The following is a 14,209-nucleotide window of genomic DNA, read 5'->3' as shown; positions in this document are numbered from 1 at the left end:
AATAAATCTTGGGAGGAGATGCTGCGATGGTGCGGTACCACTATGCTTGCGTATCTTGGGCCGCTGTGGTCATGGGTCTTGTCAGTCCTGCCAATGCACAAGGCGCCGATGGTTCGGCGGTGGCCGAGCCATCTTCCGGGACGCCGATCGTCGTCACTGCCAGCCGGCGCGAGGAGGATTTGCAGAGTACGGCGCTCTCCGTCTCGGCCTTTACCGACGACGCGCTCGAGACGCGCTCGATCCAATCGGTCGACCAGATCGCGGCGCTCACGCCGGGTGTCCAGATATCGACCTATCAGGGCGATACGTCGATCTTCATCCGTGGTATCGGCACGCCCGTCATCATCGCCGGCAATGACAGCTCGACCGCAACCTATCTCAACGGCGTCTATCTTTCGCGCGCCGCCGCGATCGGTCCGGCCTTTTTCGATGTCGAGCGGCTCGAGGTGCTGCGCGGCCCACAGGGCACGCTCTACGGTCGCAACGCGACGGCCGGGGCGGTCAACATCATTACGCGCGAGCCGACCGACGAATTCGAGGCCGAGGGCCGTTTCATCCTCGGCAACTATGATCGCACCGGCTTTTTCGGAGCGGTCAGCGGCCCGCTTTCCGACGGTTTCCGCGCGCGCGCGGCGGTCAATCTGGAAAACCATGACGGCTATACGACCGTCTTCCTGCCGCGTGGCAATCTGCCGGCGAGCGAACCCAACCCCACGCGCCGCGTCGAAGGGCGGGACGATATCGCGATGCGGCTTACCCTTCAGGCGGATATCGGTCCCGATGCGATATTCACGCTGACCGGCGATTACTATCGCGCCGATGACACGGCGAACGTCTTCCATTTCGCGAGCCTCGGCTATCAGGAGGAGGTGCCGAACTGGCTTGCGACGCGCGAGGGCAGCCAGACGCTCGCCTATTTTGCGCTGAAGAATCAGGGGCGGATTACCGAGGCGCGCTCGCGCGATATCTTCGCCGATGCCGAATATTTCAACGACACCGAAATCTGGGGCATCACCGGCGATCTCGAATGGGCGCTCGGCGATTACACGCTCTCGCTGATCGGCAGCTATCGCGACAGCAACCCCGATTTCCAGAACGAGTTCGATCTGTCCGATCAGTTCGTCAACATCTACCGGCGGGCCGAGGATCATCAGCAATGGAGCATCGACGTCCAACTGACCTCACCTGAAAACCGGCGGTTTCAGTGGATAGTGGGCGGCTATTATTTCGAGGAAGAGAATGACATTACCAACGATATCTTCGGCGATTTCTGGGAGCCGATATTGCGCCAGGGCCTGCAGGATCTGCAGGATGCCGGGGCCATCCCGATCTTCCCGATCGTCATTCCCGACACCAATTTATGCTGCGAACTGCACCTGAACGGCAGTCAGGAAACCGAGGCGTTCGCCATCTATCTCGATACGTCCTACGAGATTACCGACACGCTGACCCTGCATCTTGGCGGCCGCTATAGCTGGGAGCGCCGAGACGGCTTCCAGAATTTCGATCTTGTCTTCCTGTCGGCCACGCCGGGCGGCCAGCCGGCGCGCTTCGCGCCCAATGCCGCGCTCTTCCCGAATGCGATCAGCGATGATCGCGACAATGTGATGCCCGATCCGTTCGGCTTCGTCGTCGCGCCCGTCGACGGCCCCGAAACCTTTGACGCCTTCACGCCGAAGATCGGGCTGGACTGGCAGGTCACGCCGGATGTACTACTTTACGCGACGGTCCAGCGCGGCTTCAAGAGCGGCGGCTACAATATCGGCTCCAGCCAGCGCACGCCGTTCGAACCGGAAACCATCTGGTCCTATGAGATAGGCCTCAAATCCCAGCTGTTCGACGATCGGCTGCTCTTCAACCTGGCCGGTTTCCGCTATGACTATACGAACCTCCAGGCGCAGGATTCTATCGGCAACCAGCCGATCATCCGCAATGTCGGCGAGGCGCGAGTCACCGGCATCGAGATGGAAGCCGTCGCCAGTCTCAGCGACTATTTCCAGATCGACGGCAGCCTGACCTATGTCGATGCCGAATTCACCGAAGGCGAGCTGACCGAGCCGCTGCGCCCGGCGCCACTGACCCAGCCGCCGGGCTCGGTGTTGCGCGACCTTTCCGGGCTGCGCCTCCCGCGCGCCCCGGAGTGGAAGTTCAACATCGGCGCCCAAGCCGACATCCCGGTCGGCACGGCGGGTGATCTAACCCTGCGCGCCGATTATGGCTGGCAGAGCAAGATCTTCTTCACCGTGTTCAACATCGATGCGGCGTCCGAAGATAGCTACGGCCTCCTCAACGCGCGCATCGCCTTCACCACGGCAGACGAACGCTACAGTATCGCGCTGTTCGGCAACAATCTGACCGACGAGGTCTATTTCTCGAACCAGATCCTGACCGGCACGGTCTATGGCGCCGAGTTCGTTGGACCGCTCGGGCCGCCACGCACTTATGGCGTCGAATTCCGCGCCCGGTTCTGAACGGCTGTCAATCGCAAGGAGGACGAAGATGAGTGAAGATGCACGCGCCGTTGCCGACCGCTTCTATGGCGCGATCCATGGCGGCGATTTCGACGCGCTGTTCGACGTGCTCTCCGAGGAGTGCACGATCGAATATTATGGCCCCGCCGTCATCCCCTTTGCCGGATTTTTCCGTGGCAAGGAGAAATGCCGCATCTTTTTCGGCCATGTAGCCAATGACGTCGTCATCAAGGACTTCCGGCAGGAAGAGTTCATCGCCGATGGCGACAAGGTCGCCGTGGTCGGCCATCTGACGCTCGAACTCAACGCCAATGGGCGGGTTTACGATTCCGATTATGTGCATGTGATCGATGTCGCCGGCGGCAAGGTGATCCGCTTTCGCGATTTTCAGGACAGCGCCAAGGCGGCTTTCGTGTGCGCCGAAGTCGAGACGCCGGAGCGTTGACGCTCTCGCCCCGGTAAGCGTCAGGCTGCGGTCTGCGCCGCGACCTCGTTGATGCGATCGCCATGTTCTTCCCGGATGTCCTGATACACTTCGGTAACGCGGGTCAGGAAATGGATGCCGCTCGCGATTTCCTCATCGGTCAGCCGATCGATCATGATGTCCATCAGCGCGGCGCCGTTGCGGATCATTCCCTCGACGAATTTTCGTCCGCGCGGCGTCAACTGCACGAGCTTCTCGCGGCCGCTGCGCGGATCTTCGGAAATCTGGAGAAGATCCAGCGGCGGCTTGGTCAACGCTCGTAGCGACTTCGAAATCGCCGAACTCGTAACCTCGTACCAGGAAGCCATCGCTTTCTCGATGTCTTTGCGGCGCATCATCTGGCCGTTCTGTCCCTGAACGCGGATCGTCCAGAGTATGCAGGCCTGCTGCCGGGTCAGCACCCCGCTGCGCAGCGTGTCCTCGATCTGCATGCCGACGATATAATGGATGGGAAAAAACAGATCGAGATAGGCAAGTGCGGGGTCTTTGGCCTTTGTCATCATTCCCTTTCCAGGCTTTCTCTTGGGCGAGCAATCTTTGCAGCCCCATCCGGTGAGCATAGCGGAACAGACAGCAATTGAAACAATGTCTATAAGACATATTTTCTATTGACTCATATTGTCTTTGAGCTAGCATATTTCTCCAGAATAATCAGGCGCCCGGTCCGTGGTCCATCCACCCGGCATGGCTGCAAGGAGAGCATTGTTGGATCTGGCACAATCCGCTTCCGCGTCGATCGATCCGGACCGTGGCAAAAACGCCGATGGTATGGAGCAGCTGTTCGCTGCCCAGCGTGCCGCCTTTCTCGCCGAAACCTATCCGTCGGCGTCGGTCCGAAAGGACAGGCTGCGACGATTGCTCGATCTGCTCATCGGCAATGAACAGCGCATTGTCGATGCGGCGATGGCCGATTTCGGCTATCGCTCGCCCCAGCAGAGTTTCTTCGTCGAGGTCGTGACGACGGCTAAGCCGGTCAAGGAAGCGATCAAGCAGGTCGGGCGATGGATGAAATTCGAAAAGCGGCCCGTCGACGCGCTCTTCCGGCTGGCCGGCGCGCGCGCCGAAGTGCGCTACCAGCCACTCGGCGTCGTTGGCTGCATCAGCCCTTGGAATTTTCCCTTCAACCTCAGTTTTGCGCCGCTTGCCGGTATATTGGCGGCCGGCAACCGGGCGATGATCAAGCCTTCCGAGGCCACGCCGGCTTGCGCTCGGCTCATCGAGGAACTGGTCGCCGCCGCCTATGACGAAAGCGAGGTCTCCATCGTCAATGGCGGGCCCGATGTCGCCCGCGCCTTCACCGCGCTCCCCTTCGATCATCTCCTCTATACCGGCGGCGAGGCCGTGGCGAAGCATGTCATGCGCGCGGCCGCCGACAATCTCACGCCCGTGACGCTCGAACTCGGCGGCAAGTCGCCCGTGCTCATCGGCAAGCGCGCCAATATGCGGCTCGCGGCCGAACGGGTGATTTTCGGCAAGATGCTCAATGCCGGCCAGATCTGCCTCGCGCCCGATCATGTCTTCGTTCCCGAAGAGGCGATCGATGATTTCGTGGCGGCGTTGAGGGATGCTGTGCGCAAGTCCGCTCCCGAGGATCGGAAGGCGGCCGACTTCGTTTCGATCGTCAACGATCGTCATGCCGAGCGGCTGCGCGGCTATGTTGTCGACGCGCAAGCACAGGGCGCGGAGATAGTCAGCTTCGACTGGCTCGGCGAGGGCGCCGACAATCTCGTTCCGCTTACGCTGATTCTCAAGCCGAATGAGAAGATGGAGGTGATGCAGGAGGAGATTTTCGGGCCCATCCTGCCCGTCCAGAGCTATCGCGATCTGGACGATGTCTTCGCCTATATGGCGCGGCAGCCGCGCCCGCTCGCCATCTATTATTTCGGGTCCGACGATGGCGAGATCCGCGCCGTACTCGAACATACCCAGTCGGGCGGCGTCACGATCAACGACGTTATCATGCACTATACGATCGACACGCTGCCCTTCGGCGGCGTCGGCGCGAGCGGCATGGGCGCGTATCACGGTTTCGACGGCTTCAGGCAGTTCAGCCATGCGCGCGCCATCTACCGGCAAAGCCCGTTCGACATCGGCGGTGCGCTCAGGCCGCCCTATGGGCGCACGTTCGAGCGCTTCTCGCGCTTCCTGCTCAAACACGGATAGTTTTTCAGACAGAGGATTCCATGACCATGGCCAGCGCGACAGTTGCTTCCGATCTCGACGATTTCGAGGCGAAGGATCTCTATTCGCCGCAAGTCATAGCCAACCCCTATCCTTATTACGACGCGCTCCGCGACAAGCCGATCCAGTTCGGCCTCGAAGACTATCCGCCCGGTACGGTGCCGGGCCAGGACAAGCCCTATCCGGCCTGGGTGGTGCTCAAATATCACGATATCATCCAGGTCTGCCGCAACCCAAAAATATTTTCCTCGCGCGATATCATGCAGGAGGAATCGGAAGCGCCGACGCTGATGCTCGTCAATCATGACGATCCGCGCCATGCCGAATTGCGCAAGATCGCGCAGATCGCCTTCAAACCGAAGCGGGTCGAGGCCGATATCACCCCGTGGATGCAGGGCGCCGTCGACCGGCTGCTCGACAAGGAGGAGGAAGGCGAGGTCGATTTCATGGCCAATCTCGCGCCCGACCTTCCGGCGCTGGTGATGACCAAACTGATCGGCACACCGGAAGAGGATTATGTGCTGCTCCGTCGCTGGGCCAACGCTTTCATGGTGACGTCCGATTTCACCACCGAAGAGCGCAATCAGTGCAATATCGAGCTGTGGAACTATTATCAGGACGCGGTCGGCCAGCGTTATGCCGATATCGATGCCGGCAAGGACGTGCCGGACGATTTGATGTCGGCCTTCATCCAGGCCGAGGCCGACGGCAATATGCTGACGAAGGAAGAAGTGATCCGATTCTGCGTGACGCTCGTCGTCGCGGGAGCGGAGACGACCGGTTATCTGCTCGGCAATCTGATTGACACGCTGGTCGAAGAGCCGCATTTCTTCGATGAACTCAAAGAAGACCGCTCGCTCGTGCGGCCGTTCATCGAGGAAAGCTTGAGGCGCGACGGGCCGATCCAGCGGCTGCACCGCGTCTGCATCCAGGATACCGAGATCGGCGGCACCAAGGTCCGCGAAGGCGATTGGGTGGCGATCTTCTTCGCCTCCGGCAATCGCGATCCCGAAATCTGGGAGCAGCCGAACGACTTCATCCTCAAGCGTTCCAATATCGGCCGGCACCTGACCTTCAGCCATGGCGTCCATCATTGCATGGGCTCGGGCATCGCCCGCAACGAGGCAACGCAGATGCTGAACGGCATTCTCGATCGCTACAGCGCCGTCGAGCCGGGTTCCGCGCCGCGGGCGCGTCAGACTGGCGGCTTGCTGAACTACGGTCTCGAAACCTGTCCGATAAGGCTGGTTCGTTGAAACGGGCCGGCAGTGAGGCGCGACCATGGTGACGATCACTGCCGTCGACCGCGAAGGCGTGGAACATCCTATCGACGCGGGCGAGGGCGAGCCGCTGATGTGGGCGCTGCGCGAAAACAATATCGATGTCGAGGCCGTGTGCGGCGGGCATATGTCCTGCTTGACCTGCCATGTCTATATCGATCCGGCTTGGCTCGAACGGGTTGGACGAAGGTCGGGCGAGGAAGCAGATCTGCTCGACGACCAGCTCCATTCCCGCGCCGAAAGCCGGTTGAGCTGCCAGATCGAGCTGTCCGCTGATCTGGCGGGCCTGCGGTGTACGGTCGCGCCGCCGGAGGGGTGAGATCGGAGGCGGGATCGCGCGGGAACAGTTTGGAGCTAAGGGTTTTGCGGTCGATCCGCGCGTCGCTGCGTTCGCTGGACACCGTGCGATTCCGCATCGAATCGTCCGGTTTTTCGGTTGTCCGACACTCTTCCCTACGCCGTAAAGCCGCTGGGCCATGCAGAGCGGACAAATGCAGGTCGTTGATGGATGACTATTTCCAACGAATGGCGGAGCCGGTGTCCGACGATTTGTGTCAACAAGCATCTGTTCTCAGACGCTGGCACAGAGCCCAACTGCATTGAAAGCGGCGTGAGGTTTTCGATCTCGTCTCGGGGTCGCTCCAGCTTGGGGAGATTCGCCTCCGTCGCTTCGAACTTTTCTTACGCGGATGTTCTGGAGCAGTTTTGCAAGCGACGTTGAAAGCCGGACACCAGCTGATCCAAAGTTCGCTTATCTCGATTCTTCATCATCATCCAGCGCATAGGCGATCACATATCCGCCCTCGCCATCGCGGATGCTCTGCGAATCGAGATACTCGCCCGTCGCCGGATCCCTCGGATAGCGCCAACTCGGATTGGGCACGGTGACGAGCAGGGTCTGGCGGCCGGAGCGTTCGGAGATGTATGACATCGGCGTCGCCTGGCCATGGCCCGGCAATTCGGCCGACCATCGCACCTCACCGGTGCGCAGATCGAAGGCGCGCACGGTCCTGTCCATGGTCGAACTGATGAAGGTCAGCCCGCCGCGCGTCGTCAGCGTGCCCGCGCGGACCGCGGTGCCGATCTGGAAGGGCAGGCCGAGCCGCATGTTGAACGGTCCGGAATCGCGCATGCTGCCGACCGGGCGGCTCCACAGCAGCTCCCTTGTGTTGAGATCGATCACCGCGATGCGGGACCAGGGCGGCTCGAAACAGGGCACCATCGTGCCGAGGCGCGACATGAACGGTATCGGAAGACCGAAATACCGGATCCGCACATGGTCGTAGGGATCGTCGGCGGCGGGTTCGCGTGGCTCCGGTATCGGCGCGTTTTCGTCCATCCGCACAGCCGGATGCTGCTCGCCCAGCAACAATGCGCCGCGCGGCCCGGCTTCCGCGATCTGTTCGGGCGTGATCAGCAGCAGCCGGTGCGCGAGCAGCATCGGGGCCGCGACCAGCAGGCCGTTATCGGCATCGACCGAAACGCTGCCCCAGTTGAAACCGCCGAAATTGCCCGGCGCGATCAGCGTGCCGCCGCGCGTCGGCGGCGTGTACATCCCTTCATAGCGCATCATGCGATATTCGATCCGGCAGACCATCTGGTCGATCGGGGTCAGGGCCCACATGTCGCGCTCGTGCCGATAGGGATGGAAATTGGGCAGCGGCGAGAATGGCTGGGTGGGCGAGAGATACTCGCCGATCTCCGGATCCTGCGGAACTGGGCGCTCTTCGATCGGGAAGACCGGCGTTCCGTCGCGCCGGTCGAGCAGGAAGAGCTCGCCCATCTTGGTCGGGATCACGACCGACGGGATCCGCTCGCCGTCGCGGGTCACGTCGACCAGCACGGGCTGCGCGGGCACGTCATAGTCCCATATGTCGTGATGCACGGTCTGGAACCGCCAGCGCGTTTCGCCGCTACTCGCGTCGATGGCAACGACGGCGGAGGACCATTCGTCGTCGAACGGCCGGCGCGCACCGCCGAAATAGTCGGGATTGGCATTGCCGGTGGGCGCGTAGATCAGGTCGAGTTCCGGATCGTAGCTCATCAGCGACCAGACATTGGGCGTACCGGGCGTATAGATTTCGCCTTCGGCGGGCGCGCCGCGATTGTCCGGATTGCCGACGTCCCAGGCCCAGGCGAGTTCGCCGCTCATCGCATCGAAGGCGCGCACGACGCCGGACGGCAGGCCGAGATCCTGGGAATCGAGCACAAGACCGCCGACGACGAGATTGTCGCCCGCGACCAGCGGCGGCGAGGTGTGGTAATATTCCCGCGGCAAATGCTCGCCCATGCCTTCGCGCAGATCGACGATGCCGTTCACGCCAAAATCTTCGCATGGCGCGCCGGTTTCGGCGTCGACCGCGATCAGGCTGGCATCGACGGTGGCGGTGACGATCCGCGTCGGGCACTGGCCCTCATAGCCGTCCGGCGCTTCGTGATAGCTCACCCCGCGGCAGGTGATCGCATATTGGTGATCGTCGGGCGGCGTGATGTCGGGCGTGTGCCGCCACAGCTCTTCGCCGGTTTCCGCATCGAGCGCGATCATCACGTTGCGCGCGGCGCAGAGATAAAGCCGATCGCCGATCGCAAGCGGCGTCGCCTTGAAATCCTCTTCCACACCGGTGCGATACCGCCAGATCTCCCGGAGATTGCCGACCGTATCGGTATTGATCTGCTCGATCGCGGCAAAGCGCGTGCCGCCGGGCGTGTTGCCATAGTGGCGCCAGTCGGTGGCCAGTTGCGCGGGATCTTCGGAGCGGACCGTACCGGTGCCGTTCCGGACATAGCCTTGCAGGCTCGCGACCAGCAGCAGGACGACGGCCGCAAGGCTGGGGCCGCCGATCAGCCAGCGATTGGGCTGCGCGGTTTCGCTGCCGGTTTCGCCGTCCGCTTCGCCGCGTACGAGCGATTGGCGGTACCAGGGGGTCAGAAACCAGAGGCCGAGCACGAGCCAGGCCGCGATGCGCGGCAGCAGAGCGAGGAAATCGAGGCGCGCTTCGAACAGGGACCAGATGATGGTGAGGGCCAGAATGCCGCCATAAACCGCCATCGCGAGCGGCATGCGCCGCATCATCAGCACGGCAACCGCGATCGTCGCGAGCCCCGCCAGGACATAATAGGGGCTGCCGCCGAGATAGACGAGAAATCCGCCCGGGACCGCCAGCAGCAAGCCGATCAGCAGCAGCAGGACGATGTAAATCCAATGCGTGATTTTGGAAAAGATCATATGCCGGCGCCGCCTTGTTTCGGATAACGATCGACAGGGTACAGGCCGTCCATCGTCATCGGTTACATGGGAAAGATCGTATGACCGCCATCGAGTACGATGCTTTGACCGGTCATGAAATCGCTATGTTCAGAGGCGAGGAACACCGCGATGCCCTCCATATCCTCAAGCTCGCCGATGCGTCCGATGACCGAGCGGCGGCGGCATGCATCCTGGAATTCCTGGCTGGTGTCCGTCGACATCTCGGTTTCGATGAAGCCGGGGAGGATCGCATTGACCCGAACTCCCGCCTGGCCGAGTTCGACGGCGAGCGCCTGCACAAGGCCCAGAACAGCCGCCTTGGTGGTCGAATAGCCGGCAGCTCCCCCCGTGCCCATGAGAGCGGCGACGGAGGACGTAACGACGAGCCGGCCGCCTTCCTTGCGCGCGAGCAAATGGTCGGTGACGGGTTTCCAGGTCTGCACTACGCTCATCAGGTTGAGGTCGATCGCTTCGAGCCATGTCTCGCGGCTCGTCAGGTGCGACATGCCGCGGAAACCAGCGCCGCCGGCATTGGCGAAGCAGCTGTCGACCTTGCTGAAGCGCGATATCGTTTGCGCGAACGCTTCGTCGATCCGGGCCTCGTCCGTCACGTCGCAGGCAAACGCCTCGACGTCGCCGCCCATTGCGCGCAGCTCCTTGGCGGCGACGGCATTCTTCTCGGGATTGCGACCCCAGATCGCGACCTTGGCGCCGCATTTCACCAAGCCCCTGCCATAGGCCAGGCCCAGTCCACCATTGCCGCCGGTTACGAGGGCGACCTTGTCCGTCAAATCGAACATCCTAATTCCTAAATACCGTTGTCTGGGAAATTCTCTGCCGAGAAGACCGAACTTGCCGATAGCGTCTGCAGACCGATCAGATTGCCGTCCGGATCGCGGCCGAAGATGATTTCGCCGCCGTCGAGTGGGCCGGCCTCGGTCACGATTTCGCCGCCCGCATCGATAAGGCGCTGGCGCGCCGCTTCGACGTCCGAAACATCGAACACGATCATGTTGTAGCCGGGCGCATCGAGCGGCCGCGGCTCGGCCGGGCGCTCGGTGGGATGGCTGTGATACTGGAAAATCTCGATCTCGAGATTGCGCAGCTGAAACCACGCCATTTCGATCTCGCTGCCTTCCAGACCGGACACCATGTCCACGGTATCGCCCGAAACGGCCCGGAGCCAGCCGACGTGCCGAGGCTCCTGTCCGCCGAGAAAGGCCGAATAGAAATCGATCATGCGATCGAGATCGGGGGTGGCGAGCGAAACGTGCCGCACGCGATATTCGTTTCTTGGCGGCTCGGGCAGGTTGAGCGCGGCAAGATCGACTTCCTCGATCTCGGTGATGATCCCGTACGGATCCCTCACATAGCCGTAATGGACCGGGTTCTCGTCGTTGAGCTGGACCAGCTCTTCATGTCCGATGGGGTTCGCGCCCGCCGCAAGGATGCGCGCATAGACGTTCGTCTCTCTGGCCACCTGGAAGCAGACATGGGCGATGCCGGGCCCTTGAACCGGCACTGCGGATGTCGCCGCGCCCTCGGGCGAGCGCTCCGCGAACGCCATCAGGCGCAGCTGCGCGTTGGTTCTCCGGACAAGGCGCGTCTGCGCGGCGGCATCTCCGTCCGCGAACAGGCCTGCAAGGGTGTTGCCGGCCTCGAGAACGCTGTCGCCGAGCGTTTCGGCGGACACCGCATCCCTGTAATAGGCCTCGGCCGCGTCCACATCGTCGACGGTCACGCCGATATAGCTGACGCCGCGAATGATCGGGTCGGGCTCCCACGGTTCGGGCTGTCCGCCGAGCATTCCGCATCCGGCGAGGACGACGCCCGATAGGAGGGCGATGGCATTCCTGATTATCTTCACTCTTCTACCTCGCGCTGTTTGAGCTGCTCACGTTCGCCGCACCGGGCCGGTAACGTCCAGCGAAAACCCGCTACGCCCCGGCCCGGTTGATCGCACATAGTCTAGAAATGGACTTATAGTCAAATTAAAAGCTTTTCAAGTTCGGATTCTGAGTCTATAGGCCCGGTTAAAAGGACAAAAAGTCCACTAAACCTTTGGGAGGGATTATGGTTATCATCGGAACGAAAATCGCGAAAATTGCCTTGCTTGGCGGCACGGGTGCGTTGTCGTTGGCCGGTTATGCGGCGCCTGCAGCGGCACAGGCCGGTGCGGACGAAACAGCCGAATCATCGCTCGCGCCTCAAGACGCCAATGTGATCATCGTGACCGCCCAGAAGCGGTCGGAGGATATTCAGGACGTGCCGATCGCCATTTCGGCGTTCAGCAGCGCGGACATCGACAACAAGGTGATCGACGATGCCGTCGATCTGAGTTTCTCGGTGCCCAATCTCACGCTCGACACGTTCGGCGCGTCGCTGCGCGGCGTCGGCAACCTGGCGATCTCGGCAACGTCGGAATCCGGCCTCGGCTATCATGTCAACGGGGTCTATATCGGTTCCGCGGCCACCGAAGCCGAATATTACGATATCGAGCGGATCGAGGTGCTGCGCGGACCGCAGGGCACGCTCTATGGCCGCAATACCACGGCCGGCGTTCTCAATATCATCACGCAAAGGGCCACCGACGAGTTCGAAGGCTATGTCACCGCCGGCTACGGCAACTTCAATTCCTTCGATCTTCGCGGCGCCGTCAATTTGCCGCTGGCCGACGGTTTCTCCACGCGCGTCGCGGGCTTCTATCTCGACCGCGATGGCTATGCGACGAACTTGTTTACCGGCACGGATGTCGATGACCGCGAGATGTTCGGAATTCGCAGCAGCACCCGGCTGGAGGTCGGCGATACCCGGGCGGACCTGATAATCTCCTATTTTCGGGAAGATGACCGGCGTCTCCCGCGGACGAAGGTGTTATGCGAGCCGGATCTGGCACTGGGCTGCTCGCCGCTGGAAGTCGGTTTCGGCGTGCCCGATTCGCGCAACACGCTGTACAATACCCTCGGCGCTGTCACGGGAACCATCGCCACCGGCTTCGGGCCAGCCGCGGTCAATTTCTACGCCGACAGCGTCAACCCGTCCGACACCCGGCTGCTCAACGAGGATGTCGACCCGACCTATTATGTCGAGGAGTGGAATGCCTCGCTCGAAATCAGCCATGACTTCGGCGACCTCACCCTGACCTCGCTGACCGGCTACCAGGAAATCGAGCGCGAAGCGTTCAAGGACTTCGACCGTTTCGTGCCGTCGCTGGGTCTGACGACACCGGTCACGTTCGATTTCTTCGCCAATGGCAATCCGATCACCACCAATGCGATCCTCGCGGGCCGCCGGGACATGAGCGAGGCGCGGCAGTATTTCCAGGAAGTGCGCCTTGCCTCCGATTTCGCGGGGCCGGCGAACTTCATGATCGGCGGTAACTATTTCGACCGGCGCAGCTCGTCATCGGCCGATTTCACACATGTAACGATCGCCGCCCGCCAGCAACAGCTCGGGCTCAGCGATATTTTCGATGCCGTACTGATCGAGTCCGATCCGGTGACGACCGAATCCTTCGGCTTTTTCGGCGAGGTCTATTTCGATCTGTCCGACGACACCCGCCTGACCGGTGGCCTGCGCTATTCGCATGACGACAAGACGATCCAGACCCGGCAGATCTTCTTCAATCCGCAGCCAGATGGCAGTGCGCCTCCCTTCACCTTCGGCGAGTTCGAAAGAGGCGTGGTGACCGGCCGGCTGGTGCTCGATCACCGATTGTCGACCGACGTTCTCGGCTATGTCAGCCTGTCGCGCGGCTACAAGGCCGGCGGCATCAACCCTGGCCAGGTCGGCGTGGAAACGGCGGGCTTCGATCCGGAATTCCTGAACGCGCTGGAAGTGGGGCTCAGGGGTACGACAAGCGACGGCACGTTCAGCGCCAATGTTTCGGCTTTCTACTACGATTACGAGGATTTGCAGATCGGCCAAACGTCCCGGTCGGCGGCGCTGACCGTCAACACCGATGCCGAGGTCTTCGGCGTCGAGGCCGAATTCGTCGTCCGGCCGACCGATCGTTTGCGGCTGGACGGCAGCATCGCCTATCTCAACACCGAAGTGGTGGACTTCAAGTCGATCGACGAAACCGATCCGTTCGCCACCGCGCCGGGCGCGGTTGTCGCCGAGATTACCCCGGCCGGCGTACTGCAGGATCTCAACGGCAACGAACTGCCATTCTCGCCCGACTATACATTGGCGATCGGCGCGCAGTACGAGATACCGCTCGGCGACTGGACGCTCACGCCGCGGATCGACCATTATCAGCAGAGCGCATTTACCTCGTCGATATTCAACAAGCCCGTCGACGAATTCGACGGTTACAGCCAGACGGACGTCAAGCTGCTGCTGGCGTCGAATGACGGCCGATGGGAAATTCGCGGCTATGTGAAGAACCTGTTCGACAATGACGACATCACCCGGGTCCTGCCTGCCGGACGGCTGGTCGGGCGGTTCAGGGAAGTCGTTATCCTCGAACCGCGCACCTACGGCATCGAAGCGACGATCCGCTTCTGATCCTTCGCCTCTCTCCCATGGCAAGGCCGGCCTGACG

At 61.8% G+C, this 14,209-nt stretch carries 10 protein-coding genes; 6 read left to right on the top strand and 4 right to left on the bottom strand.

Annotated elements, in window-relative coordinates:
- The first annotated feature begins 26 nt into the window (after window positions 1-26).
- Both HFP57_RS09415 and HFP57_RS09410 read left to right on the top strand, forming a co-directional pair.
- On the top strand, window positions 27-2,471 hold the full coding sequence (locus tag HFP57_RS09415; protein ID WP_176869527.1) for a TonB-dependent receptor: 2,445 nt from the start codon (window positions 27-29) through the stop codon (window positions 2,469-2,471).
- Between the two features lie 28 nt (window positions 2,472-2,499).
- Complete coding sequence (locus tag HFP57_RS09410; protein ID WP_176869526.1) at window positions 2,500-2,916, top strand: nuclear transport factor 2 family protein; 417 nt, start codon at window positions 2,500-2,502, stop codon at window positions 2,914-2,916.
- Window positions 2,917-2,936: 20 nt separating this feature from the next.
- Here the strand turns inward: HFP57_RS09410 and HFP57_RS09405 are convergent, their stop codons facing one another.
- Window positions 2,937-3,455: a winged helix DNA-binding protein gene (locus tag HFP57_RS09405; protein WP_218135008.1), complete on the bottom strand. Its 519-nt coding sequence runs from the start codon at window positions 3,453-3,455 to the stop codon at window positions 2,937-2,939.
- A gap of 205 nt (window positions 3,456-3,660) precedes the next feature.
- Here HFP57_RS09405 and HFP57_RS09400 point away from each other — a divergent pair, with 205 nt between their 5' ends.
- From HFP57_RS09400 to HFP57_RS09390, 3 genes are read left to right on the top strand one after another with little or no spacing between them, the layout of a single operon-like run.
- Window positions 3,661-5,118: a coniferyl aldehyde dehydrogenase gene (locus HFP57_RS09400; protein WP_246263000.1), complete on the top strand. Its 1,458-nt coding sequence runs from the start codon at window positions 3,661-3,663 to the stop codon at window positions 5,116-5,118.
- Window positions 5,119-5,138: 20 nt separating this feature from the next.
- Entirely contained in the window at window positions 5,139-6,392 is a 1,254-nt protein-coding gene (locus tag HFP57_RS09395; RefSeq protein WP_218135007.1) for a cytochrome P450, read from the top strand.
- 28 nt (window positions 6,393-6,420) lie between these two features.
- A complete protein-coding gene (locus HFP57_RS09390; RefSeq protein WP_425500703.1) occupies window positions 6,421-6,735 on the top strand; it encodes a 2Fe-2S iron-sulfur cluster-binding protein in 315 nt (104 codons plus the stop codon).
- 432 nt (window positions 6,736-7,167) lie between these two features.
- Here HFP57_RS09390 and HFP57_RS09385 read toward each other — a convergent pair whose 3' ends face one another.
- The 3 genes from HFP57_RS09385 to HFP57_RS09375 all read right to left on the bottom strand — a co-directional run bounded on the left by HFP57_RS09385 (window position 7,168) and on the right by HFP57_RS09375 (window position 11,530).
- On the bottom strand, window positions 7,168-9,642 hold the full coding sequence (locus tag HFP57_RS09385; protein WP_218135006.1) for an outer membrane protein assembly factor BamB family protein: 2,475 nt from the start codon (window positions 9,640-9,642) through the stop codon (window positions 7,168-7,170).
- 62 nt (window positions 9,643-9,704) lie between these two features.
- Window positions 9,705-10,463, bottom strand: coding sequence for an SDR family NAD(P)-dependent oxidoreductase (locus HFP57_RS09380; RefSeq protein ID WP_176869523.1), 759 nt, complete (start codon window positions 10,461-10,463; stop codon window positions 9,705-9,707).
- Window positions 10,464-10,471: 8 nt separating this feature from the next.
- The gene (locus HFP57_RS09375; RefSeq protein ID WP_176869522.1) at window positions 10,472-11,530 is read right to left on the bottom strand and encodes a VOC family protein; all 1,059 of its coding nucleotides are present in this window, start codon (window positions 11,528-11,530) and stop codon (window positions 10,472-10,474) included.
- Between the two features lie 206 nt (window positions 11,531-11,736).
- On the opposite strand from HFP57_RS09375, the gene HFP57_RS09370 reads away from it, so the two are divergent.
- Complete coding sequence (locus HFP57_RS09370; protein WP_176869521.1) at window positions 11,737-14,172, top strand: TonB-dependent receptor; 2,436 nt, start codon at window positions 11,737-11,739, stop codon at window positions 14,170-14,172.
- Window positions 14,173-14,209 lie beyond the last annotated feature (37 nt).

It is taken from the genome of Parasphingopyxis algicola (genome assembly GCF_013378075.1).
GTDB lineage: Bacteria > Pseudomonadota > Alphaproteobacteria > Sphingomonadales > Sphingomonadaceae > Parasphingopyxis > Parasphingopyxis algicola.
The sequence above is the reverse complement of the archived record's forward strand: the minus strand, read 5'-3'. Positions and strand labels throughout refer to the sequence as shown.